The sequence below is a fragment of the Citrobacter sp. Ct235 genome (assembly GCF_030332305.1).
GTDB lineage: Bacteria > Pseudomonadota > Gammaproteobacteria > Enterobacterales > Enterobacteriaceae > Citrobacter_A > Citrobacter_A telavivensis.
Genome location: NZ_JAOWIC010000049.1, coordinates 136,587 through 153,731 on the forward strand (window position 1 = coordinate 136,587; position 17,145 = coordinate 153,731).

The following is a 17,145-nucleotide window of genomic DNA, read 5'->3' on the forward strand; positions in this document are numbered from 1 at the left end:
AATATGCGAAAAAAAAGCCCGTACTTGCGTACGAGCTCTTTCTTAAATATGGCGGTGAGGGGGGGATTGACTCGCTTCGCTCGCCCTGACGGGCAGCCCGCTCACGATGTTCGCGGTCTGTCCAACGGGCTGCGCCCGTTGTCGACCCCCGGTCGGGGATTCTCATCCCCCCACAGTGTGTGCGATATGCGAAAAAAAAGCCCGTACTTGCGTACGCGCTCTTTCTTAAATTGGCGGTGAGGGGGGGGATTGACTCGCTTCGCTCGCCCTGACGGGCAGCCCGCTCACGATGTTTGCGGTCTGTCCAACGGGCTTTGCCCGTTGTCGAACCCCGGTCGGGGATTCTCATCCCCCCCGATGGAGAACATAAAAGAAAAGAGCCGATACATAAGTACCGGCTCTCATCTGAAATATGGCGGTGAGGGGGGGATTCGAACCCCCGATACGTTGCCGTATACACACTTTCCAGGCGTGCTCCTTCAGCCACTCGGACACCTCACCATATTGTATTGTTGCCTGACCGCTTGGGGAGCAACGGGGCGCTACTATAGGGAGTTGCGCTAAAACGGTCAAGCAGTATTTACGCTTTGCTTATCGTTTGGTTACGCATTGTACAGCTTCCCCGAACGATGCCGTCGGGGAAGCTTTTCTGCGTTATGAATCCCGCATTTTGCTATTCTTACAACCTCCTCCCGGTCAGATTTGACCAAAGCGGCCAGCGTTAAAATCGCGAACGGCTTCTGCAATTTCTTGTTTGGTATTCATGACAAACGGACCGTAACCGACTACCGGTTCATTCAGCGGTTCCCCCGACAGCAACAACACGCTGGCATCACCGCTGGCTTCCAGATGCACTGAGTCTCCTTGCTGACTTAATACGACCAGTTGCCCCTCATTTGCCGTTGTCGAGCCATTTACCCTGATTGAACCTTTCAGGATCACCAGTGCGGTACTCCACCCCTCTGGCTGCAAAAGCGTCAACGGGCGCGCCTGCTGCAGCCGCATATCCCAGACGTTCAGCGGCGAGAACGTGTGAGCCGGTCCTGTCGTCTGCTGATACTGACCGGCAATGATTCGTACTGTTCCTGCCTCGTTCGGCAGCTCAACGGTTGGGATGTGTTCCTGAGTGATGCTCTGGTATCCCGGTGACGTCATTTTGTCTTTCGCTGGCAGGTTTACCCACAGTTGTACCATCTCCAGTTCTCCTCCCTTGCGGGTGAAGGCTTCAGAATGAAATTCTTCATGCAAAATGCCTGCGCCTGCCGTCATCCACTGCACGTCGCCAGGGCCAATAATGCCGCCGCGACCCGTTGAGTCGCGATGCTCAACTTCACCGCTGTACACTATTGTCACCGTTTCAAAACCGCGGTGGGGATGTTCACCCACACCACGCTTTTCCGTTCCCGGCGTGAACGTATGGGGACCCGCATAGTCGAGCAGCAGAAACGGGCTCAGCTGCTGCGCGTGGGACTGGTACGAAAACAGTGAACGAACCGGAAATCCATCGCCAACCCAGTGCGGGCGAGGTGCGGTATAGACGCCTGTAACCTGTTTCATCATTATCTCCTCAATGGTATTCCTGGCCTGTGAATAAGCTTATATTCATGACAGCGAGGTGAGTAGTCGCTAAAATGAATCTCATCGTTCTGAAAATGGAACAATAAATGGCAAAGCCAGATCTCAATGATTTTGCGTGGTTTGTCCATGTCGTGGAGCAGGGCGGGTTTGCCGCGGCAGGCCGCGCGTTAGACGAACCTAAATCAAAGCTCAGTCGGCGCATCGCGCAACTGGAGGAGCAACTGGGTGTGCGACTCATCCAGCGGACGACGCGGCAGTTTAACGTTACGGAAGTGGGGCAAACGTTCTACGAGCACTGCAAAGCGATGCTGGTAGAAGCACAGGCGGCGCAGGATGCGATTGCCGCATTGCAGGTCGAACCTCGTGGCGTGGTGAAGCTGACGTGTCCGGTTACGCTGCTCCACGTTCACGTGGGGCCGATGCTGGCGAAATTTCTGGCGCGCTATCCCGATGTCACGCTGCAACTCGAAGCGACGAATCGTCGTGTTGATGTGGTGGGTGAAGGCGTTGATATTGCTATCAGAGTACGACCGCGCCCGATTGAGGACAGCGATCTGGTTATGCGGGTTCTTGCTGACCGCGCACACCGGTTATTTGCCAGTCCGGCATTGATCGCACGCATGGGTGCCCCTGCATCACCGGCGGAATTAAGCCGTTGGCCCGGACTGAGTCTGGCATCCGGAAAACATATTCATCGCTGGGAGTTGTACGGTCCAAAAGGGGCCAGAGCGGAAGTACACTTTACCCCGCGATTTATCACGACTGATATGTTGGTATTGCGTGAGGCGGCTATCGCCGGCGTCGGTGCCGTACAGCTTCCCATCTTAATGGTCAAAGAACAGCTGGCGGCGGGTGAACTGGTTTCGTTACTGGAAGGATGGGAACCCCGAAGAGAGGTGATTCATGCGGTTTTTCCTTCACGCAGGGGATTGCTGCCGTCGGTGAGAGCGCTGGTGGATTTCCTGACGGACGAGTACGCGCGGATGACGGAGGAGTAGATGATTTCTACACAACAAAAAAGGCCGGATAGACCGACCTTTTATTATTGGTACGCCATTCGGGCGTGAAAACAATCAGCGACTACGGAAGACAATGCGGCCTTTGCTCAGGTCGTACGGGGTCAGCTCAACAGTCACTTTGTCGCCCGTCAGGATGCGGATGTAGTTTTTACGCATTTTACCGGAGATGTGTGCAGTAACCACGTGACCGTTTTCTAACTCTACGCGGAACATGGTATTAGGTAACGTTTCGAGAACGGTACCCTGCATTTCAATATTGTCTTCTTTGGCCATCTAATCCTCTGGGGTATCACTACCGTAATTTGAACCGGCAAGATAATGCCGAAGTTCTTTTAATAAGTAAAGATTTGCACGTTTAAAACGCAGCAAACAAAATTTGGCGCATTACTCCGGTTTGCTTAAAAAGCACACGGCAAAGCCGCACGTGAAGCGCAACGTATAAGGGAGCGATGAGATAAACGATGGCGTTACCTGACGCGAACGGATCCTTAACGGCAGCGGGGTAATGGGCTAAACCAACTCTGCGACGCAATTATAACACCCTGACAAAAAATGTGCCGAAAACATTCACTTCAGGGGCAAAAATAACGTACGAGGGACCCAAAAATCGCGAGGTAAACGTTGTTGGCGTAACGCATCGAGGTGTTCCAGATACACCCGACGCGAAATTTCGACCGCCCCTAGCGATTCGGTATGGCTATTGAGCACCTGGCAATCCATTAATTTGCCGCCGTGACGGACAAATTCGGCACAAAAAACCAGTAGTGCGGTTTTTGACGCATTCTCTTGCCGACTGAACATTGACTCACCGCAAAACAGGGCTCCCTGGGAAACGCCATACATACCACCGACCAGCGCATTGTCGCGCCAGACCTCAATGGAATGCGCGTGTCCCAGTTCGTGCAGTCGGTGATAGGCTTCCACCACGCCCTGAGTTATCCATGTCCCTTCATCGCGATCGTTGGCGCATCCGTCGATGACCTGACCAAACGCATAATTCAGGGTGACACGATACGGAGAGCGCTTATGAAAGCGCTTCATGCTGCGGCTAATATGAAAAGTGTCAGGCCACAGAATGGCCCGAGGGTCCGGCGACCACCAGAGAATAGGGTCGCCAGGGGAAAACCACGGGAAAATGCCGCGCTGATAGGCCATCAGCAGCCGCGCAGGGCTCAGATCGCCCCCAAGCGCCAGCAGGCCGTTTGGCTCGCGTAAAGCGCCCTCCGGCGAAGGGAAGGCGATAGAGTGTCGGGAAAGCTGAACCAGGCGCATGACAGCAGAACTCCAGTACGCGAGTCGGATCGTTCAATAATAGCTTACAGACCTTGCTTAAACTGGTAATAACGACCCTGCTGCGCTAACAGATCTGCGTGATTACCTTGCTCAATAATTTGGCCGTTGTCCATTACTATTATTTGATCAAAACGCGCGAGCCCGCGCAGGCGATGCGTCACCATCAGTAACGTTTTACCACGCATTACATCCGCCAGTAATTCAAGCATTTGGCTTTCGGTGGTCGCATCCAGTCCTTCCGTTGGTTCATCAAGCAGCATCAGCGGCGCATCGTGCAGCAGGGCACGGGCGATCGCCAGACGGCGTAGTTCCCCACCGGATAACTGACGACCGCCTTCTCCCAGCCAGCTATTGAGGCCGGTATCGTCGAGGAGTTTCTCCAGTCCGACGCGGCGCAGCGTGTCTGTCAACTGTTCGTCACTGGCGTCGGGTGCGGCAAGCCGCAGGTTGTCGCGCAGGGTGGCGCTGAACAAGTGCACACGCTGCGGTACGACGCTGATGGTCTTGCGCAGCGTCGCTTCATTCAATGCCGCAATCGGACGGTCGTTGAGCAGGATCTCGCCCTGCTGCGGATCCCACGCGCGCGTGAGCAGTTGCAGCAATGTCGATTTACCGCACCCAGTACGACCAAGAATGGCAATGTGCTCGCCAGGATTCACCTGAAGAGAGAGCGAATCCAGCGCTTTTTGCGCCTGCCCAGGATAGCTGAATACAACGTCACGCAGCGTCAGAGTAACCTTAGCCGGGACGTCCGACACATCGGTCGGGAAAATGACTTCCGGCTTCTGTTCGGTTAACTCGGTGATCCGCATGGCGGAGGCGATGACCTGTCCCAGATGCTGAAATGCACCGGTAACCGGAGCCAGCGCTTCAAACGCCGCCAGCGCGCAAAAGACAAACAGAGCAATCAGCGCGCCCGGCTGGGTGTTACCCCCCACGCCGCCTGCCGCCATCCACAGCATCAGTAATATGGCAACGGCGCCGATCAGCAACATTAGCGCCTGTGACAGTGCCGTCAGTTCAGACTGTCGGCGCTGTGCTTCGTGCCACTGTAACTCTGTGGCTTCCATCTGCGCGCGATAACGGTCGCTGGCGCCAAAAATAGTCAGTTCAGCCTGGCCCTGTAACCACGCGGTCAGTTGCTGACGATACTGTCCGCGCAGATGCGTCAGGTTCTGTCCGGTGGTTTTCCCGGCGCGATAGAATACGGGCGGCATAATAAACAGCGTCAGCAGCATCACACCGCCGAGGGTGCAGGCGAGAGTGACGTCAAGTACGCTCAGACCGATCGTCACAACCATAATCACCACAAAAGCACCCACCAGAGGGGAAATGACGCGCAGGTAGAGGTGATCCAGCGTATCCACATCTGCCACAATGCGGTTCAACAATTCACCCTGACGATAGCGAGCCAGTCCGGCAGGGGAGAGCGGCAACAGCTTGCTGAAGGTGTGAATGCGCAAATGTTGCAGTACGCGGAAGGTCGCATCATGGCTGACCAGCCGCTCGAAATAGCGTCCGGCAGTCCGGGTAATGGCCGCGCCGCGTACGCCCGCGGCAGGAAGCATGTAGTTAAAACTGTAGATACCGGCAAAGCCCGCCACGGCCGACGCTGAAAGAAACCAGCCGGACAGCGTCAGCAGGCCAATACTGGCGAGCAGAGTAATAATGGCCAACACGATGCCCAGCGTTAACATCCACTTGTGACGTTTATAGAGCGTCAGATAAGGCAGCAGCGCGCGCATTTAGATCTCCTCCTGACGATGGGCCAACAGCGTTGCAAACGCGCCGCTGGCGGAACTCAACTCGGCCCAGGAGCCTTGTTCGATAATCTGTCCGTCCTGCATCACCCAAATCGTGTCCCAGTCGGCAAGATCTTCAAGCTGGTGCGTGACCATCAGCGTTGTCTGGCGTTTTGAGGCAGTTTTCAGCGCCTGCATGACCCGCTGTTCACTATGGGCATCCAGGCTGGCAGCCGGTTCGTCCAGCAGCAGTAACTTGCAGGGATTAAGGAGCGCACGTGCGACTGCTACGCGTTGAGCCTGGCCGACGGACAGGCGTCCTGCCTGATCGCCAACGAGAGTATCAACGCCCTGCGGCAACAGCGGCAGGAATTCACTGACCCAGGCGCTGTCGAGCGCTGCGCGCAGTTCTTGCTCGCTGGCATTCGGGCGCGCCAGCAAAACGTTTTCCCGTATCGTTGCTGCGGGCAACTGTGGGTTTTGCCCCACCCAGGAGAGATGCCTGCGCCAGGACTCTGGAGACAAATCGCGCAGTTCCACACCGTTAATGCGCAGCGATCCCTGATAGGAAAGGAAGCCGGAAAGTGCATTCAACAACGAACTCTTGCCTGAACCGCTACGACCGACCAGCACGGTACGCTGCCCGGCAGGAAGCGAGAAGTTCAGTGGTCCTGCCAGCGTTTTACCTTCCGGGGAGGTGATAATGAGATTTTCAGCATCAATGGAAACAGGTTCTTGCGCGGATAATTCAACCTCGCCGCGTTCCGGGTGGGCGAGCGGCGTTTCCATAAAGGTTTTCAGACTGTCAGCCGCACCCACCGCCTGCGCCCTGGCGTGATAAAACGTACCCAAATCGCGTAGCGGCTGGAAAAACTCAGGGGCCAGAATGAGGGCCAGGAAGCCTGCCGCCAGCGTCACGCCCGTACCATAGTGGCCGAAATTAAGTTCGCCGAGGTAGGAAAAGCCAAAGTAAACGGCGACCAGCGCGATGGAAAGCGAGGTGAAAAATTCCAGTACGCCCGAAGATAAAAAGGCAAGGCGTAGCACTTCCATCGTGCGCTGGCGGAAATCTTGCGACGCGACGCGGATGCTTTCTGTTTCGGCTTCACCGCGACCAAAAATGCGCAGGGTATCCATTCCGCGTAAGCGATCGAGAAAATGCCCGCTCAGACGAGCCAGCGCCAGGAAGTTACGACGGTTAGCATCGGCTGCGCCCATACCGACCATCGCCATGAACAGAGGGATAAGCGGCGCGGTGCCGAGCAGAATCAGCGCGGCGGCCCAGTTCGAGGGAAAAATAGCCGCCACGATCAGGATGGGCACACACACTGCCAGCGCCATCTGCGGCAGATAGCGGGCGTAGTAATCGTGCATATCGTCAATTTGTTCCAGCACCAGCGTGGCCCAACTTCCCGCCGGTCGCCCCTGAATCCACGCCGGACCGGCCTGTTGCAGGCGATTGAGGACCTGGCGGCGGATCTCAAATCGGATATGTTGTCCCGCATGGAATCCCACGCGTTCGCGTAGCCATACCACCCAGGCACGCAGGATAAAGATCAGCACCAGCACGACAAAGGGCAACAGCAATGCCTCGCGCGGGATGTTATCCATGATCATATGTTGCAGAATGCGAGCCATGATCCAGGCCTGAGCGACAATCAGTACGCCACTCACGAACCCCAGCAGACGGGAAATCATGAGCCAGCGTTGGGAAATGACACTTTGCTGTTTTAACCAGAGGGTTAGCTCTTTTTGACGAGTTTTATTCATTGCGCGCTTTGCAGGTGAGTTATCAGAATTTTTTGGCAGGGCAATGTTACAACGGGGCAAAAATAAAGGCGACTTATAGTCGCCTTATTTACTTTTGTTACTGATTTGTAAAAACTATTTGCACGCGTCGGCTAAACCATCGAGGTAACGTTCAGCATCCAGCGCAGCCATACAACCGGTGCCTGCGGAGGTGATAGCCTGACGATAAATGTGGTCCATCACGTCGCCCGCAGCGAAGACGCCCGGGATGCTGGTCTGGGTCGCGTTACCGTGACTGCCGGACTGTACTTTGATGTAGCCGTTTTCAAGCTCAAGCTGACCTTCGAAAATCGCCGTGTTCGGGCTGTGGCCGATGGCAACAAACAGTCCCGCGACCTCCAGCGACTCAATGTTGTCTGCATTCTGCGTATCGCGCAGGCGCAGACCCGTAACGCCCATCTGATCGCCGGTCACTTCTTCCAGCGTGCGGTGGGTGTGCAGCACAATGTTGCCGTTCTCCACTTTGTCCATCAGACGTTTAATCAGAATTTTTTCCGCGCGAAAGCCGTCACGGCGGTGAATCAGGTGAACTTCAGAGGCGATGTTCGCCAGATACAGCGCTTCTTCAACGGCCGTGTTACCGCCGCCGATAACCGCGACCTTCTGGTTGCGATAGAAAAAGCCGTCACAGGTTGCGCAGGCAGAAACGCCACGACCTTTGAACGCCTCTTCTGACGGCAGACCGAGATAGCGAGCGGACGCACCGGTGGCGATAATCAGCGCATCACAGGTGTACTCTGCACTGTCACCTGTCAGACGGAACGGACGGTTTTGCAGGTCCACTTTATTGATGTGATCGAAGATGATCTCGGTTTCAAACTTAGTCGCATGCTCGTGCATACGTTCCATCAGCAGGGGACCGGTCAGATCGTTCGGATCGCCAGGCCAGTTTTCCACTTCGGTCGTGGTGGTCAGTTGACCGCCTTTTTCCATACCGGTAATCAGCACCGGCTGCAGGTTTGCGCGCGCAGCATAGACCGCCGCGGTGTATCCCGCCGGGCCAGAACCCAGGATAAGCAGTTTACTGTGTTTGGTCGTGCCCATGAGATCCTCATTGTTGTTGGCAGGCAATGGGCTGGATTGTAGGGAATTTGGTGGCGTAAAAAAAGAGTATAGCGATTTTGTTAACAATTTGTGCAATAGGCGAGGCCAATAAGTGAACAAATCGGCAGTGGCACTATAAAGAATTCTACTTAAAGTCGGTCAGTTATAAGGTGATAAAATGACGAATTGTCTTAACGCATAATGAATAACTGGCATGTTGTACTAAAAATCGATGTTTTACTTTGACAATCACCTGCCGTTTTGCGAAAACATTCGAGGAAGAAAAAAACAGTGTTGTGTGTGTGCCGCATAATCATGCATATAAATACCATGTTTACCGGGCTAGCGAAATCTACGCATGGCGTGGACAGACGCCATTCGTGATGTCGATAGCTGCCTTCAGGCAACGGTCTTCTCACTATAGACCCAGGCATTGCGCGCCGTTAATCCTCTGGGTTTCGGTCTATTGTGATGGGCATCGACTCTCGACAATGATGTTTGATGAGTCAGGCAGGAGTAGGGAAGGAATACAGAGAGACAATAATAATGGTAGATAGCAAAAAGCGCCCTGGCAAAGATCTCGACCGTATCGATCGTAACATTCTTAATGAGTTGCAAAAGGATGGGCGTATTTCTAACGTCGAGCTTTCTAAACGAGTGGGACTTTCCCCGACGCCCTGCCTTGAGCGTGTGCGTCGTCTGGAAAGACAGGGTTTCATTCAGGGCTATACCGCTCTGTTAAACCCGCATTATCTGGATGCATCACTTCTGGTATTTGTTGAGATTACTCTGAATCGTGGCGCTCCGGATGTGTTTGAACAATTCAATGCTGCCGTACAGAAACTTGAAGAAATTCAAGAGTGTCATTTGGTGTCCGGTGATTTCGACTACCTGTTGAAAACACGTGTGCCGGATATGTCAGCGTACCGTAAGCTGTTGGGGGAAACCCTGCTGCGTCTGCCTGGCGTGAATGACACACGTACTTACGTGGTAATGGAAGAAGTCAAACAGAGTAATCGTCTGGTTATTAAGACGCGCTAATACGGAACAGGTGCAAAATCGGCGTATTTTGATTACACTCCTGTTAATCCATACAGCAACAGTGCCGGGGTAACCCGGTGCTGTTGTCCGTTTTAGCACCGGGCAGGAAAAGCCTGAAACCTGGAGAGCCTTTTTTGAGCCAGGAATACACTGAAGACAAAGAAGTCACATTGACAAAGTTAAGCAGCGGGCGCCGACTTCTGGAGGCGTTGTTAATTCTTATTGCCCTTTTTGCCGTCTGGCTGATGGCAGCCTTACTGAGCTTTAATCCTTCTGATCCCAGTTGGTCGCAAACGGCCTGGCATGAGCCTATCCATAATCTGGGGGGGGCTCCGGGTGCGTGGCTGGCAGATACTCTGTTCTTTATCTTTGGGGTGATGGCGTACACCATTCCAGTCATCATTGTGGGCGGCTGCTGGTTTGCCTGGCGTCATCAGGCGACCGATGACTATATCGACTATTTTGCCGTCTCACTGCGCATTATTGGCGTGCTGGCGCTTATCCTCACCTCCTGTGGCCTGGCCGCAATCAATGCTGACGATATCTGGTACTTCGCGTCCGGCGGGGTGATTGGCAGTCTGTTGAGTACTACGCTGCAACCACTGCTGCACAGCAGTGGCGGCACCATTACGCTTTTGTGCGTGTGGGCCGCGGGGCTGACGCTCTTTACCGGTTGGTCATGGGTTAGCATCGCCGAAAAACTCGGTGGCTGGCTGCTTAATATTCTGACTTTTGCCAGCAACCGAACGCGTCGTGATGATACCTGGGTAGAAGACGACGAATACGAAGACGATGAAGAATATGAAGATGACGCTGATGGCGGGAGACGAGAATCTCGTCGGGCGCGTATTCTTCGCGGAGCGCTGGCGCGCCGTCAACGTCTGGCTGAAAAATTTATCAACCCGCATGGTCGTCAGACCGATGCGGCGCTGTTCTCTGGCAGACGCATGGATGACGATGATGAGGTAGCATACAGCGCGCGTGGCGTCGAAGCGGATCCTGGCGATGTGCTGTTCTCTGGACATCGTGCAACGCAACCAGAATCTGATGAATACGATCCGCTTTTAAACGGTCATTCGGTGACCGAACCGGTCGCTGCTGCGGCGGCAGCAACGGCTGCGACTCAGGCCTGGGCCGCCCCGGTCGATCCAATTATGCAAACGCCACCTATGTCGGGAGCGGAAACTGTTCCTGTACAACCTGCCGTTGAATGGCAGCCTGTTCCGGGGCCGCAAACCGGCGAGCCGGCTATCGCTCCGGCGCCGGAAGGCTATCCGCCGCACGCTCAGTATGCGCAACCGCAACACGCGCAGTATGAGTCATGGCAACAGCCTGTTCCGACTGAACCGCAATACACTGCGCCTGTTGGCCCTGAAACAGGTTATTTACAGCCAGGCGTACTGCAGCAACCGTGGCAGCAACCGCAGCCTGCGCCAGAACAACCCTGGCAACCTGAGTCGGTTTATCCGTCAGAGCCCGTTCAACAACCGAATTATCATCAACCGGCTTATCAGCCAGAGCCGCAGGAACCGGTGGTTCAGCAGATGCCTGTTGCAGAGCCTGAACCGGTGGTGGAAGAGACGAAACCTGCGCGCCCGCCGCTGTACTATTTTGAAGAGGTGGAAGAGAAGCGCGCGCGTGAACGCGAGCAACTGGCGGCATGGTATCAGCCGATTCCTGAGCCTGTTAACGCGCCGGAATCGGTGGCTCCTGCGCCATCAGCCGCGCCTTCCATACCGCCAGTCGACGCCGCAGCGGCTATTGCACCGATCGCCGCAGGCGTGAAGGATGCGACGTTATCAGCCGGTTCGACTGCGGCGGCGGCAGCGCCGATCTTCAGCCTCGCGAACGGCGGCGCGCCGCGTCCGCAGGTGAAAGAAGGGATTGGTCCACAGTTGCCTCGTCCGAACCGCGTGCGTGTACCGACGCGCCGTGAGCTGGCATCGTATGGCATTAAATTACCGTCTCAGCGTATGGCTGAGGAGAGAGTACGTGAGGCCGGGCAGCACGATCCGCAATACAGCGATGATGAAATCGACGCCATGCAGCAGGATGAACTGGCTCGTCAGTTCGCCCAGTCACAGCAAAGTCGTTATGGCGATGAGTATCCGCGAGATGTGACGCAGGCTGACGATGAAGATGTCGCTGCAGAAGCCGAACTGGCGCGCCAGTTTGCCTCTTCGCAGCAGCAACGCTACGCCGGTGAGCAACCTACGGGAGCGAATCCGTTCTCGCTGGATGATTTTGAGTTTTCACCGATGAAAACGCTGGTGGATAATGGCCCGCATGAGCCGTTGTTTACGCCGGGCGTGATGCCGGAGCCTGCGCCTGTTCAGCAGCCACAGCAGCCGCAGTATCAACAGCCGCAACAGCCGATGGCCCCGCAGCCGCAGTATCAACAGCCGCAACAGCCGGTGGCCCCGCAGCCGCAGTATCAGCAGCCGCAACAGCCGGTGGCCCCGCAGCCGCAGTATCAGCAGCCACAACAGCCGGTGGTTCCTCAGCCGCAGTATCAGCAGCCACAACAGCCGATGGTCCCGCAGCAACCCGCAGCGCCTCAGCCGCAGGAAAGTCTGATTCACCCGTTGCTGATGCGCAACGGTGACAGCCGTCCGCTGCAAAGACCGACGACGCCGTTGCCGTCGCTGGATCTGCTGACGCAGCCGCCGAGTGAAGTCGAGCCGGTTGATACCTTTGCGCTGGAACAAATGGCGCGACTGGTTGAAGCCCGTCTGGCTGACTTCCGCATCAAGGCTGATGTGGTGAATTACTCTCCAGGTCCGGTGATCACGCGTTTTGAACTGAATCTGGCACCGGGCGTGAAGGCTGCCCGTATTTCCAACCTCTCTCGTGACCTGGCGCGTTCGCTTTCGACCATCGCTGTACGCGTGGTGGAAGTGATTCCGGGTAAACCCTACGTAGGCCTGGAATTGCCGAACAAAAAACGGCAGACCGTTTATCTGCGTGAAGTGCTGGATAACGCGAAATTCCGTGAAAACCCGTCGCCGCTGACCGTGGTGCTGGGTAAAGATATTGCTGGCGATCCGGTGGTGGCCGATCTGGCGAAAATGCCACACCTGTTAGTGGCGGGTACAACCGGTTCGGGTAAATCGGTTGGTGTGAATGCGATGATCCTCAGCATGCTTTACAAGGCGCAACCGGAAGACGTTCGCTTCATCATGATCGACCCGAAAATGCTGGAACTGTCGGTTTACGAAGGCATTCCGCATTTGCTGACGGAGGTCGTCACCGATATGAAAGACGCCGCCAACGCCCTGCGCTGGAGCGTTAACGAGATGGAGCGCCGTTACAAGCTGATGTCCGCTCTGGGCGTGCGTAATCTGGCGGGTTACAACGAGAAGATTGCCGAAGCCGCGCGGATGGGGCGTCCGATTCCGGACCCGTACTGGAAGCCGGGTGACAGTATGGATGCACAGCATCCGGTACTGGAAAAACTGCCGTATATCGTTGTGCTGGTGGATGAATTTGCCGACCTGATGATGACCGTCGGTAAGAAAGTTGAAGAGTTGATTGCCCGACTGGCGCAAAAAGCCCGTGCGGCAGGGATCCACCTGGTGCTGGCGACGCAGCGTCCATCGGTTGACGTGATTACGGGTCTGATCAAGGCCAACATTCCGACCCGTATTGCCTTCACCGTATCCAGTAAGATTGACTCGCGTACCATCCTCGATCAGGGCGGTGCAGAATCGCTGCTGGGGATGGGGGATATGCTTTACTCCGGGCCGAACTCCACAATGCCAGTGCGTGTTCACGGCGCATTTGTCCGTGACCAGGAAGTGCATGCGGTGGTTCAGGACTGGAAGGCACGTGGGCGTCCGCAGTATGTGGATGGCATCACCTCCGACAGCGAAAGTGAAGGCGGCGGTGGTGGCTTTGACGGCGGCGAAGAGCTGGATCCGTTATTTGATCAAGCGGTTAACTTTGTGACGGAGAAACGTAAAGCGTCCATCTCCGGCGTACAGCGCCAGTTCCGCATTGGCTACAACCGCGCGGCACGCATCATCGAACAGATGGAAGCGCAGGGGATCGTCAGCGAACAGGGCCATAACGGCAATCGCGAAGTGCTGGCACCACCGCCGTTTGACTAAGTGCAAAGTTACGTAATTCAGTATTGTCTACTTTCCTCACGCTGATTTTTGGCCTGGAATGGATAGCAGAGGGATCTCCCGGTCGGGAGTGACGTATTTTGAGGAATAACAATGAAAAGAATCGCAATCACCTGTGCATTACTCTCAGGATTCGTGGTAAGCAGCGTTTGGGCGGATGCCGCCAGCGATCTGAAAAGTCGTCTGGATAAAGTGAGCAGCTTCCACGCCAGCTTTACGCAGAAAGTGACCGATGGCAGCGGTGCCGCTGTTCAGGAAGGTCAGGGTGATTTGTGGGTGAAGCGTCCGAACCTGTTTAACTGGCACATGACGCAGCCTGACGAAAGCATTCTGGTTTCTGATGGTAAAACGCTGTGGTTCTTTAACCCGTTTGTTGAGCAGGCCACCGCGACATGGTTGAAAGACGCCACCGGCAACACGCCGTTTATGCTGATTGCCCGCAATCAGTCCAGCGACTGGCAGCAGTACAATATCAAGCAGAACGGAGATGACTTCGTCCTGACGCCAAAAACCAGCAACGGCAACCTGAAACAGTTCACTATCAATGTGGGCCGCGACGGGACCATTCATCAGTTCAGCGCCGTGGAGCAGGATGACCAGCGCAGCAGCTATCAGCTGAAATCGCAGCAGAATGGCACCGTTGACGCATCGAAATTCACCTTTACTCCACCGCAAGGCGTAACGGTAGACGACCAACGTAAGTAGAGGCATCAGTGAGCAACCTGTCGCTCGATTTTTCTGATAATACCTTTCAGCCACTGGCCGCGCGGATGCGGCCAGAAAATTTAGCGCAGTATATTGGTCAGCAGCACCTGTTGGCTGCGGGCAAACCATTGCCGCGCGCGATTGAAGCCGGACACCTGCACTCCATGATTTTGTGGGGACCGCCAGGCACCGGAAAAACCACGCTTGCTGAAGTGATTGCCCGCTACGCCGATGCCGACGTTGAGCGGATTTCAGCCGTCACCTCCGGCGTGAAAGAGATCCGTGAAGCCATCGAACGCGCCCGGCAGAGTCGTAATGCCGGGCGTCGCACCATCCTGTTTGTTGACGAAGTTCATCGCTTCAACAAAAGCCAACAGGATGCGTTCCTGCCGCACATTGAAGACGGCACCATCACTTTTATCGGGGCTACCACCGAGAACCCCTCTTTTGAGCTAAATTCCGCACTGCTGTCACGTGCGCGCGTCTATTTGCTCAAGTCGCTGACGACGGAAGATATCGAGCAGGTTCTGCGTCAGGCGATGGAAGACAAGGTGCGGGGTTACGGTGGGCAGAATATTGTTCTACCGGATGACACCCGCAGAGCAATCGCGGAGCTGGTCAACGGCGATGCGCGTCGGGCGCTGAACACGCTGGAAATGATGGCCGACATGGCGGAAGTGGATGACAGCGGCAAGCGGGTATTGCTGCCCGCGCTGTTGACCGAAATTGCCGGCGAGCGCAGCGCGCGTTTCGATAACAAAGGTGACCGCTTCTACGATCTCATTTCCGCATTGCATAAATCGGTTCGCGGCAGCGCGCCGGATGCGGCACTTTACTGGTATGCGCGCATCATTACGGCGGGGGGCGATCCGCTGTACGTGGCGCGTCGCTGTCTGGCTATTGCCTCCGAGGATGTGGGCAATGCCGATCCGCGTGCGATGCAGGTGGCGATCTCCGCCTGGGACTGCTTTACGCGTGTGGGGCCTGCTGAAGGCGAACGCGCCATCGCGCAGGCGATTGTCTATCTGGCCTGCGCACCGAAAAGTAATGCGGTGTATACCGCATTCAAAGCGGCGATGTCCGATGCCCGTGAACGCCCTGACTATGACGTACCTGTCCATCTGCGCAATGCGCCGACGAAACTGATGAAAGAGATGGGCTACGGTCAGGAATATCGCTACGCGCATGATGAACCGAATGCCTATGCCGCCGGCGAGGACTATTTCCCGCAGGAGATGGCACAAACACGCTATTATCACCCCACAAACAGAGGTCTTGAGGGTAAGATTGGCGAAAAGCTCGCCTGGCTCGCCGGACAGGATCAAAATAGCCCTATAAAACGCTACCGTTAGCGCAGGCGTTGCGGTAATGTTGGCACTGTATCCCTGTGACCGCAGGCTGTGGTCACATTTTCCTCTTTCAATTCGATAAGCACAGGATAAGCATGCTCGATCCCAATCTGCTGCGTAATGAGCCAGACGCAGTCGCTGAAAAACTGGCACGCCGGGGCTTTAAGCTGGATGTAGATAAGCTGCGCGCTCTTGAAGAGCGTCGTAAAGTTTTGCAGGTCAATACCGAAAACCTGCAGGCAGAGCGTAACTCTCGATCGAAATCCATCGGCCAGGCGAAAGCGCGCGGGGAAGACATCGAGCCTTTACGTCTGGAAGTGAACAAACTGGGCGAAGAACTGGATGCCGCAAAAGCGGAGCTGGATGCTTTACAGGCTGAGATCCGCGATATCGCGCTGACCATTCCGAACCTGCCTGCTGACGATGTCCCGGTCGGTAAAGACGAGAACGATAACGTTGAAGTCAGCCGTTGGGGTACCCCGCGCGAGTTTGATTTTGAAGTTCGCGATCACGTCACGCTGGGTGAAATGCATGCCGGTCTGGACTTTGCTGCCGCCGTTAAGCTGACAGGCTCCCGTTTCGTGGTGATGAAAGGGCAGATTGCCCGTATGCATCGTGCGCTCTCGCAGTTCATGCTCGATCTGCACACTGAGCAGCATGGCTACAGCGAAAATTATGTGCCGTATCTGGTCAACCATGACACCCTGTACGGTACCGGTCAGTTACCGAAATTTGCCGGCGATCTGTTCCATACTCGTCCGCTTGAAGAAGAGGCTGACAGCAGTAACTACGCGCTGATCCCGACGGCGGAAGTCCCGCTGACCAACCTGGTGCGTGATGAGATCATCGACGAAGATCAGTTGCCGATCAAAATGACGGCGCATACGCCGTGCTTCCGCTCGGAAGCGGGTTCTTACGGTCGTGATACTCGTGGCCTGATCCGTATGCACCAGTTCGACAAAGTTGAAATGGTACAGATCGTTCGCCCGGAAGATTCAATGGCGGCACTGGAAGAGATGACTGGCCATGCAGAGAAAGTTCTGCAACTGCTGGGCCTACCGTATCGCAAAATTATTCTCTGCACCGGCGACATGGGCTTCGGCGCATGCAAAACCTACGATCTGGAAGTGTGGGTACCGGCACAGAATACCTATCGCGAGATCTCGTCCTGCTCTAACGTCTGGGATTTCCAGGCGCGCCGTATGCAGGCACGCTGCCGCAGCAAGTCTGACAAAAAGACCCGCCTGGTGCATACCCTGAACGGCTCCGGTCTGGCAGTAGGCCGTACGCTGGTGGCCGTGATGGAAAACTACCAGCAGGCTGATGGCCGTATCCAGGTACCAGAAGTGCTGCGTCCGTACATGAACGGACTGGAATATATTGGTTAATCCTCGCTTCATCCCTTTCTAAAAAGCGCCTTTGGGCGCTTTTTTTATGC

The 17,145-nt window shown here is 55.5% G+C and carries 12 protein-coding genes and 1 tRNA gene; 6 read left to right on the forward strand and 7 right to left on the reverse strand.

Annotation, left to right across the window (positions count from 1 at the left end):
• Positions 1-413: 413 nt before the first annotated feature.
• Positions 414-501, reverse strand: a tRNA-Ser gene (locus tag OGY35_RS17765).
• 195 nt (positions 502-696) lie between these two features.
• Positions 697-1,557, reverse strand: a complete 861-nt coding sequence (locus OGY35_RS17770) for a pirin family protein (protein ID WP_178823416.1) — start codon at positions 1,555-1,557, stop codon at positions 697-699.
• Positions 1,558-1,664: 107 nt separating this feature from the next.
• On the opposite strand from OGY35_RS17770, the gene OGY35_RS17775 reads away from it, so the two are divergent.
• Positions 1,665-2,576: a LysR family transcriptional regulator gene (locus tag OGY35_RS17775; protein ID WP_286633009.1), complete on the forward strand. Its 912-nt coding sequence runs from the start codon at positions 1,665-1,667 to the stop codon at positions 2,574-2,576.
• 75 nt (positions 2,577-2,651) lie between these two features.
• Here the strand turns inward: OGY35_RS17775 and infA are convergent, their stop codons facing one another.
• From infA to trxB, 5 genes are all read right to left on the reverse strand, one after another.
• On the reverse strand, positions 2,652-2,870 hold the full coding sequence (infA, locus tag OGY35_RS17780) for a translation initiation factor IF-1 (protein ID WP_001040187.1): 219 nt from the start codon (positions 2,868-2,870) through the stop codon (positions 2,652-2,654).
• Between the two features lie 294 nt (positions 2,871-3,164).
• Positions 3,165-3,869, reverse strand: a complete 705-nt coding sequence (gene aat, locus OGY35_RS17790; protein WP_178822977.1) for a leucyl/phenylalanyl-tRNA--protein transferase — start codon at positions 3,867-3,869, stop codon at positions 3,165-3,167.
• A gap of 44 nt (positions 3,870-3,913) precedes the next feature.
• Positions 3,914-5,635, reverse strand: a complete 1,722-nt coding sequence (gene cydC / locus OGY35_RS17795; RefSeq protein ID WP_286633010.1) for a heme ABC transporter ATP-binding protein/permease CydC — start codon at positions 5,633-5,635, stop codon at positions 3,914-3,916.
• The gene (gene cydD, locus OGY35_RS17800) at positions 5,636-7,402 is read right to left on the reverse strand and encodes a heme ABC transporter permease/ATP-binding protein CydD (protein WP_286633011.1); all 1,767 of its coding nucleotides are present in this window, start codon (positions 7,400-7,402) and stop codon (positions 5,636-5,638) included.
• A gap of 114 nt (positions 7,403-7,516) precedes the next feature.
• Positions 7,517-8,485 (reverse strand): thioredoxin-disulfide reductase, encoded by a 969-nt coding sequence (gene trxB / locus OGY35_RS17805; RefSeq protein ID WP_152405275.1) that lies wholly within the window; start codon positions 8,483-8,485, stop codon positions 7,517-7,519.
• A gap of 546 nt (positions 8,486-9,031) precedes the next feature.
• On the opposite strand from trxB, the gene lrp reads away from it, so the two are divergent.
• From lrp to serS, 5 genes are all read left to right on the forward strand, one after another.
• The gene (gene lrp / locus OGY35_RS17810) at positions 9,032-9,526 is read left to right on the forward strand and encodes a leucine-responsive transcriptional regulator Lrp (protein WP_000228469.1); all 495 of its coding nucleotides are present in this window, start codon (positions 9,032-9,034) and stop codon (positions 9,524-9,526) included.
• A gap of 134 nt (positions 9,527-9,660) precedes the next feature.
• Positions 9,661-13,635, forward strand: coding sequence for a DNA translocase FtsK (gene ftsK, locus OGY35_RS17815; RefSeq protein ID WP_286633012.1), 3,975 nt, complete (start codon positions 9,661-9,663; stop codon positions 13,633-13,635).
• A 111-nt stretch (positions 13,636-13,746) separates the two neighbouring features.
• The gene (gene lolA / locus OGY35_RS17820) at positions 13,747-14,358 is read left to right on the forward strand and encodes an outer membrane lipoprotein periplasmic chaperone LolA (RefSeq protein WP_152405273.1); all 612 of its coding nucleotides are present in this window, start codon (positions 13,747-13,749) and stop codon (positions 14,356-14,358) included.
• A gap of 8 nt (positions 14,359-14,366) precedes the next feature.
• The gene (gene rarA / locus OGY35_RS17825) at positions 14,367-15,710 is read left to right on the forward strand and encodes a replication-associated recombination protein RarA (RefSeq protein ID WP_286633013.1); all 1,344 of its coding nucleotides are present in this window, start codon (positions 14,367-14,369) and stop codon (positions 15,708-15,710) included.
• A gap of 92 nt (positions 15,711-15,802) precedes the next feature.
• The gene (serS, locus tag OGY35_RS17830; protein ID WP_178827887.1) at positions 15,803-17,095 is read left to right on the forward strand and encodes a serine--tRNA ligase; all 1,293 of its coding nucleotides are present in this window, start codon (positions 15,803-15,805) and stop codon (positions 17,093-17,095) included.
• Positions 17,096-17,145: the final 50 nt, after the last annotated feature.